The 6968-nt window shown below is 65.4% G+C and carries 8 protein-coding genes and 1 pseudogene; 1 reads left to right on the forward strand and 8 read right to left on the reverse strand.

The genetic code is table 11. The features are described from left to right. Positions 1 to 1152: 4-hydroxybenzoate 3-monooxygenase (pobA, locus tag ACR2JA_RS13155; RefSeq protein ID WP_434009531.1), on the reverse strand; the 1152-nt coding region annotated here is incomplete at its 3' end. 118 nt (positions 1153 to 1270) lie between these two features. Here pobA and ACR2JA_RS13160 point away from each other — a divergent pair. Next, on the forward strand, positions 1271 to 2053 hold the full coding sequence (locus ACR2JA_RS13160; RefSeq protein ID WP_434009532.1) for an IclR family transcriptional regulator domain-containing protein: 783 nt from the start codon (positions 1271 to 1273) through the stop codon (positions 2051 to 2053). Here ACR2JA_RS13160 and ACR2JA_RS13165 read toward each other — a convergent pair. From ACR2JA_RS13165 to ACR2JA_RS13195, 7 genes and pseudogenes are all read right to left on the reverse strand, one after another. After that, positions 1950 to 2882, reverse strand: coding sequence for a hypothetical protein (locus ACR2JA_RS13165; RefSeq protein WP_434009533.1), 933 nt, complete (start codon positions 2880 to 2882; stop codon positions 1950 to 1952). The two genes, ACR2JA_RS13160 and ACR2JA_RS13165, sit on opposite strands and share 104 nt — an antisense overlap. Next, positions 2879 to 3580, reverse strand: a complete 702-nt coding sequence (locus tag ACR2JA_RS13170; protein ID WP_434009534.1) for a hypothetical protein — start codon at positions 3578 to 3580, stop codon at positions 2879 to 2881. Before ACR2JA_RS13170 ends, ACR2JA_RS13165 begins: the two co-directional genes overlap by 4 nt. A gap of 90 nt (positions 3581 to 3670) precedes the next feature. Next, complete coding sequence (locus ACR2JA_RS13175; RefSeq protein WP_434009535.1) at positions 3671 to 4144, reverse strand: hypothetical protein; 474 nt, start codon at positions 4142 to 4144, stop codon at positions 3671 to 3673. Positions 4145 to 4218: 74 nt separating this feature from the next. Next, positions 4219 to 4935 carry an ABC transporter ATP-binding protein gene (locus tag ACR2JA_RS13180; RefSeq protein ID WP_434009536.1) on the reverse strand — a complete coding sequence of 239 codons (717 nt, stop codon included), beginning with the start codon at positions 4933 to 4935 and terminating at the stop codon, positions 4219 to 4221. Positions 4936 to 4999: 64 nt separating this feature from the next. Next, positions 5000 to 5761, reverse strand: a complete 762-nt coding sequence (locus ACR2JA_RS13185; RefSeq protein ID WP_434009537.1) for an ABC transporter ATP-binding protein — start codon at positions 5759 to 5761, stop codon at positions 5000 to 5002. Beyond that, entirely contained in the window at positions 5758 to 6774 is a 1017-nt protein-coding gene (locus ACR2JA_RS13190) for a branched-chain amino acid ABC transporter permease (protein ID WP_434009538.1), read from the reverse strand. Before ACR2JA_RS13190 ends, ACR2JA_RS13185 begins: the two co-directional genes overlap by 4 nt. A 16-nt stretch (positions 6775 to 6790) precedes the next feature. Further along, positions 6791 to 6968: pseudogene (locus tag ACR2JA_RS13195) on the reverse strand (branched-chain amino acid ABC transporter permease); the annotation flags it as partial.

The raw sequence follows: 6968 nt of genomic DNA on the forward strand, positions 1-6968 counted from the left end.
GTTCTCGGCGATGCTGGTCAGACCGGCTTCAGAGTTCATCAGGTAGTCGAGCTCGGCATTCTGGAACTTCTGCGTGATCTCGCTGTCCTCGGGGAAGCGGTGCATCAGCTGGGTGAACCACCAGCTGAAACGCTCGGCGCGCCAGATGCGCTTCAGGCAGCGCTCGGAGTAACCGTCGATACCAGCCTCGCTCTTTTCGTCGTAGAACTCGATCAGCGCGTTGCTGAGGTATTTCACGTCGGTGGCGGCCAGGTTCAGGCCCTTGGCGCCGGTGGGCGGCACGATGTGGCCCGCGTCACCGGCCAGGAACATGCGGCCAAAGCGCAGCGGCTCGGTCACAAAGCTGCGCAGCGGCGCGATGCTCTTTTCCAGGCTCGGGCCGGTCACCAGCTTGGCAGCCGCTTCCGGGTCCAGACGCAACTTGAGTTCAGCCCAGAAGGCGTCGTCGCTCCACTGTTCGATCTTGTCGGTCAGCGGTACCTGCAGGTAGTAGCGGCTGCGGGTTTCACTACGCTGTGAGCACAGCGCAAAGCCGCGCGGGTGGTTCACGTAAATCAGTTCGTGGTGCACGGGCGGCGTGTCCGACAGCAGGCCCAGCCAGCCAAAGGGGTAGACCTTTTCGAACTCCTTGATCGCGCCGCGCGGCACGCTGGCGCGGCAGACGCCGTGGAAGCCGTCGCAGCCGGCGATGAAGTCGCAGTCGATGGCGTGGCTCTGACCGTCCTTCTCGTAGGTCACACGTGGGTTCTGCGTGTCAAAGTCGTGCACCTGCACGTTGGCCGCTTCGTACACCGTGGGCAGGCCGGCGGCGGTGCGGGCGTCCATCAGGTCGCGGGTGACTTCGGTCTGGCCATAGACCATGACCTTCTTGCCGCCAGTGAGCTTTTCCAGGTCGATGCGGTGACGCTCGCCGTTGAACAGCATGTCAAAACCTGTGTGCACCAGGCCTTCAGCGTGCATGCGCTGGCCCACGCCGGCTTCGTCCAGCAGATCGGTGGCCACCTGTTCCAGCACGCCGGCGCGGATGCGGCCGAGCACGTAGTCCGGGCTCTGGCGCTCGACGATGACGGCGTCGATGCCCGCCTTGTGCAGCAACTGACCGAGCAGCAGGCCGGAGGGGCCTGCACCGATGATGGCGACCTGGGTGCGCATGGGATGTGTCTCCTGTGGGTTGAACTGGTCGGTACTGTAGGCAGCGTCCTGCGCCCGTTCAACCGCCACCGGCGCTCTGTGTGCGTTGATCGGCATGGTTGTGCGATGATCGTGCAATATGAGAAGCGAACCCCGAGAGATCGCCAAGGCCGACTTCATTGAAGGCATGGCCAAGGGCATGGCCGTGCTGGAGAGCTTCGACACAGAGCGCCAGCGCCTGAACGCCACCCAGGCCGCCGAGCGCGCCGGGCTCACCCGTGCGGCCGCCCGGCGTCACCTGCTGACGCTGGCTTATCTGGGGTACCTCGACACCGACGGCACGCACTACTGGCTCTCGGCCAAGGTGCTGCGCTTCTCGGGCAGCTACCTGGCTTCAGCGCGGTTGCCGCGGCTGCTGCAACCCACGCTCAACCGGCTGGCCGCGCAGACGCGCGAATCTTTTTCGGCCGTGGTGCTCGACGGTGACGAGGTCGTGATCGTGGCGCGCAGCGCCTCGGTGGGCGGGCAGCGCCTGATGGCCTATGGGCTGCACCTGGGTGCGCGCCTCCCGGTTCACGCCACGTCAACCGGCCGCGTGCTGCTGGCGGCGATGCCGCGCGCAGAGTTCAGCGCCTGGCTCAAGGGCCGCGAACTGCCGCGGCTGACGCCCAGGACCACGGTGGACCACAAAGCGCTGCGTGCGCTCGTGGCTGAGGTGAAAGCCAACGACTTCGCCGTGGCCAGCGAGGAGCACGAACTGGGCGTGCACGCGCTGGCCGTGCCGCTCAGAAACATGCAAGGCCGCACGGTGGCGGCCCTCAACGTGGTGGCGTCGCCGGATCGGCTGGTACCGCAGTTGATGCAGCAGGATCTGCTGCCCCTGTTGCTGGACGCGGCGCGGGAGTTGCGCCCGTTGCTGTGAGGTCTGCTGCCTCAAATGCATAGGGTTGCGTGGCACAAGTTTCTGGTTGGGCATCCGTGCGCGGTGCCGACAGGATCCACCCTCTGAGGGTCTCCATGACGATCCGGTTACAGCCCATGGCCAGGAGTTTTCCTCTTTCCATGGTGTCTGCGCTGCCAGAGCGGTACCGCAGTGTCTTGGCAGGCTTGCCGTCTGCGGCTGAGGGTGGGATAGACAGCGCCAGCTGAATACTGTGGGCCAGCAAGGTGGCTGCCTGCTGTTGCAAAGGCCGGCCCTGATCCTGTTGCCAGTACGCACTGGGGTCGGCGGTGTCGAGCGCCGGGGCCAGAACCCGCACGATCCGGTCCAGCGGCTTGCCTTGAGCAGCCTGGACGCGGATGGCGTTGTCCAGCATCAGGGTGCGCTCGTCGGCCGACAGGGTGTAGGCCGGTCTGAGTTCGAGCACCTGCTGAGCCTGCCGGTCGGCTGGTGGCAGTTGGTCTCGCGTGGCGGAGATCAGCTTCTCGGCGGTCAGGCCGTCAATCGCGTTGCGATGCGGGTTCAGCACTTGGTCGGCTTTGGCCTGCTGCTCGTTGCGCATGGCGGCGCGGCTGCTGTGAAGGATCAGGCCATGGGTGATCACCGCCGCCAGAAACCCCTCCAGCCCTCCGCCGCCAGGGTACATCATGTTGCCCGTGTTGAGCGAAGCCTCGCCCGCGCCCACACCCTGCCACGCGGGCCAGTTGCCTTCGCCCATGCGCAGTTCGAGACCGCGGCCGTCCTGGGCATAGGCGCTGACGCCCACGCACAGGACCAAGCCAGCCATCAGGCCACGCAGTGCCGTGCTCATGGTTTAACAAACGGCTTCTTGATCTGCTCCTTGCTCAGTTCGAGGATCTGGAAGTACGCGTTGGTGAGTCCCGGGAACTTGGGGGCTTCGTCCCAGTTGCCTTCGGCGCTGCGCGAGAGATCAACGGTCTCGTACCAAGCCAATTGGTGGGTGGACAGATCTACCAGGTACGCCTCGGCCTTGAGTGTGGCCATGGCCGGCCCGGTGGGAAAGTAGGCGGAGTGGCTGCGTTGCACGCCGGCCTGCAGCAACTGGATCACCAGCAGGCGGTCGATTCCGGCACGTTGCTGCAAGGAGGAGAAGTCTTTGCGTGCCTGGCCCGGCGCGGCGTTCTTGCGGTCTGGCAGGTCCTGGAGCTTCAGGGGTTCAGCGATCAGAACAGCCAGCTGGCCCTGCGATTTCAGAAGGGCTTGCATTTCAACGCCGAGCGACTGGAACTCATCGGTCGGCCAGGTCTGCACCTCGTTGGTCAGCGAGCGGTGGTTCACAGAAGCTGCTGCGATGCACAACAGGCAATCTGCACCCGGAAAAAACGTGTCGGGTTTGGGGGCTTCAGGCATCGCGATGCCAATCTTGCCGGCGCCGGTCTTGAAGAAGTCTGATGACAGACTGATGGACTCCTGGCGCGGCGCTGCACAGCCGGACAACAACAGGAAGGCGGTGATCAGCACGGCCCACAGTCGGACATGAAAACGCATGGTCAATTCCTGGGTGAAGAGTTCTATGGGATTCGTTCAGCTGCGTGGGGTAGCCCCTGCGAAGCGTTGCGTCTCAGTAGGGGCGTGAACTCACTTGGCGGCAGAGGGTGCTGCAGCTTCGGGTTGCCGGCCTGCGAGCGGCATGCCATCCTTCTCGTCGGTGCGGTCAAAGATGCGCGTCTGCCCGAAGATGAGCTGGACCCAGGTGGGGTAGGTGTACGCCGTGCCCTTGTTGTGATCAATGATGGCGCCGATGCCGCCGCCCAGGATGATGTTGCCGAACATGCCGCTGTTCGCGCGGGAAATGGCGCGCCCCTTGGCATCGGCCTGATTGCTGGAGACACAGGTGATGTCCATGTCTTTGGACGAGCGGCGAACCTGTGCGGTGTCACCTGACTTCACGGTGATGGAACCGTAGTCGTTGCCGAGCTTGCATTCGGCACCACAGATGGCTTTCCCGTCCGGGGTCAGTGTTTCAATCTTCATCGGGTGGGTGCTGTCGTTCATGACAGACGCACAACCGGAGAGGGCGGCGACGGCCGCGATGGCGAATACCAGTTTCAAAAAAGACTCCCTGAAAACGCCGCGGTGTTTGCGGCGTCGGGAGTGTATCGTGTTGTTACATCTGAGTTTGTGATCTACACACCAAGGTGCTGCGCGAGGAGTTCCGGCTGCGACAGCAGCTCGTCCGACGAGCCATCGAACACCACCTGACCCTTGACGAGGATGACGTTGCGGTCGGCGATCTGGGTGACCTGCTTCCAGGCTTTGTCGACGATCACGCTGCTGATCCCGCTTTCGCGGATCAGGCCGCAGATGCGCCAGATCTCGCGCGCGATCAGCGGCGCCAGCCCCTCCGTGGCTTCGTCGAGGATGAGCACGTCGGGGTTGGTCATCAGCGCGCGGCCGATGGTGAGCATCTGCTGTTCGCCACCGCTGAGCTGCTGGCCGCCGTGGTTCAGGCGCTCGGCTAGGCGGGGGAAGGTCTCCAGCACGCGGTCGTAGGTCCAGTCGCGCTGGCCTTTGGTGCCGGCGCGGGCCGACATCTGCAGGTTCTCTTTGACGCTCAGGTTGCCGAAGATGCCCCGGCCTTCGGGCACGTAGGCGATCCCCATGCGCGCGATCTCGAAAGTGGGGGCGCCGGTCATGGGCTGGCCTTTGATCAGCACGCCGCCGCCGCTGGGCTTGACGATGCCCATCAGCGACTTGAGCAGCGTGGTCTTGCCCATGCCGTTGCGGCCCATGAGGCCGATGGTCTGGCCCGGTTCAACGGTGAAGTCCACGCCGCGCAGGATGTGGCTCTGACCGTAGTGGGTGTGCAGGCCGGTGGCCCGGATCAGTGGGGTGGTGCTCATTGGAATACCTCCGCGCGTCGCGCTGCGGTGCGAGCTGGCTTGGGGCGGCCCGGCGCGGCGCTCATCAGTGTTCATCCCCGAGGTAGGCCGCCTGCACCACCGGGTCGTTGCGCACGGCGGTCGGCGTACCGCTGGCGATGACCTGGCCGTTGACCATCACGGTCAGCTGGTCGGCCAGCGCGAACACCGCGTCCATGTCGTGTTCGACCAGCATCATGGCGTGGTCCTTCTTGATCTTGAGCAGCAGCTCGACCATGCGCTCGGCCTCGGCCTGGCCCATGCCGGCCAGCGGTTCGTCCAGCAGCAGCACGGTCGGCTCGGTGGCCAGGGTCATGGCGATTTCGAGCTGGCGCTGTTCGCCGTGGCTGATGGTGGCGGCCACGGTCTGGCTGCGGTGGGTGAGGCCAGCCAGTTCGATGGCGCGCTCGCAGCGCTGGTTCACCGCCGACAGGCCGGCGGCCGACTGCAACCAGCGCAGCGGGTTCCAGGGCGCGTGCCGCTCGCGCGACTGCGCGGCCAGGCGCACGTTGTCCCACACGGTGAAGGGCAGGAAGATGTTGGTCTTCTGATAGCTGCGGCCCAGGCCCAGGCGTGAAATGGACTCGGGCGTATGCCCGGCGGTCTCAATCCCGCCCAGGGTGATGCTGCCGCTGGTGGGGGGCAGGTCGCCCGACAGCAGGTTGGTCAGCGTGGACTTGCCCGCGCCGTTGGGGCCGATCACGGCGTGGATGCGGTCGCGGAACAGGTCCACCGACACATCGTTCACGGCGGCCAGCCCACCGAATCGTTTGGTCAGGTGCTGCGCCGACAGGATGGGCTGGCTCATTTGTGCTCCCCCCCCTGGCGGCGGTTGAGGAATTTTTCGCCCAGGCCCAGCAGTCCGCGCGGCGCGACGATCACCACCAGCACGATGAAGCTGCCCATCCACAGCTGCCAGTGCTTGCCGGTGTCGAAGTCGCCGATGGCGGGCAGGTCCTTGAAGACGTGCATCACGTATTCGAAAGTGAACGCGCCGATGATGGCGCCCGCGAAGTTGCCCATGCCACCGAGGATGACCATCATGATCGCGTGCGCGCTCATGTGGAAACCCATCAGCTCGGGGTTGACGAAGCCGGTCTGCGCCGCCCACAGGTAGCCGGCCACGCCAGCCAGTGCACCCGCCAGCGTGAAGGCGGCCAGCTTGTAGCCGAAGCTGCCGTAGCCCACGGCGCGCAGGCGGTGTTCGTTCACGCGGATGCCAGCCAGCACGCGGCCAAAGGGCGAGAACAGCAAGCGGCGAAGGAACAGGTAGACACCGACCATCACCGCCAGCGTGAAGTAGAAGAAGTGGGCCTTGTTCTCCAGGTCGATCCCCAGCGCGGTGGCGTCGGGCCGGAAGTTCACGTAGATGCCGTCCGACCCGCCCAGCGCCTTGTTGTCGAAGAACAGGAAGAACACCATCTGCGCGAAGGCCATGGTGACCATGATGAAGTAGATGCCGTGCGTGCGGACCACGAAGAAGCCGATGACCAGGGCGGCCAACCCGGCGCCAGCGGCCGCCAGCGGCAGGCTCCACCACAGGCTGATGGGCGTGTCCGCCGGGGTGAGGAAGGCCAGCGCATAACCGGCCAGGCCGAAGTAGGCCGCGTGGCCCAGCGAGACCAGGCCGGTCACGCCCTGCAGCAGGTCCAGGCTCATGGCGAAGATCGCCAGGATCATCATCTGCGTGAGCATCTGCAGGTAGAAGTCGGACGCCTCCAGCGGCACCAGCGGGAAGGCGGCGAGGGCGATGGCGCCCACGGCCAGCACGACCTGCGTGGCGCGCGGCAGTTTTTCGAGGGTGGCTTTGGGGGAACTCATGCGGGGGCCCGTGCGGTCATTGTTTGAACAGCCCTTCGGGCTTGTAGAGCAGCACGCCGGCCATGAGCATGTAGACCGCCATGCCGGCGATCTGCGGCACCAGCACCTTGCCGAAGGTGTCCACCAGGCCCACCAGCAAGGCTGCCACGAGCGCGCCGCGCACCGAGCCGATGCCGCCGATGACGACGACCACG

The organism is Hydrogenophaga sp., from assembly GCF_051007235.1.
In the GTDB taxonomy this organism is placed as follows: Bacteria; Pseudomonadota; Gammaproteobacteria; order Burkholderiales; family Burkholderiaceae_C; genus Hydrogenophaga.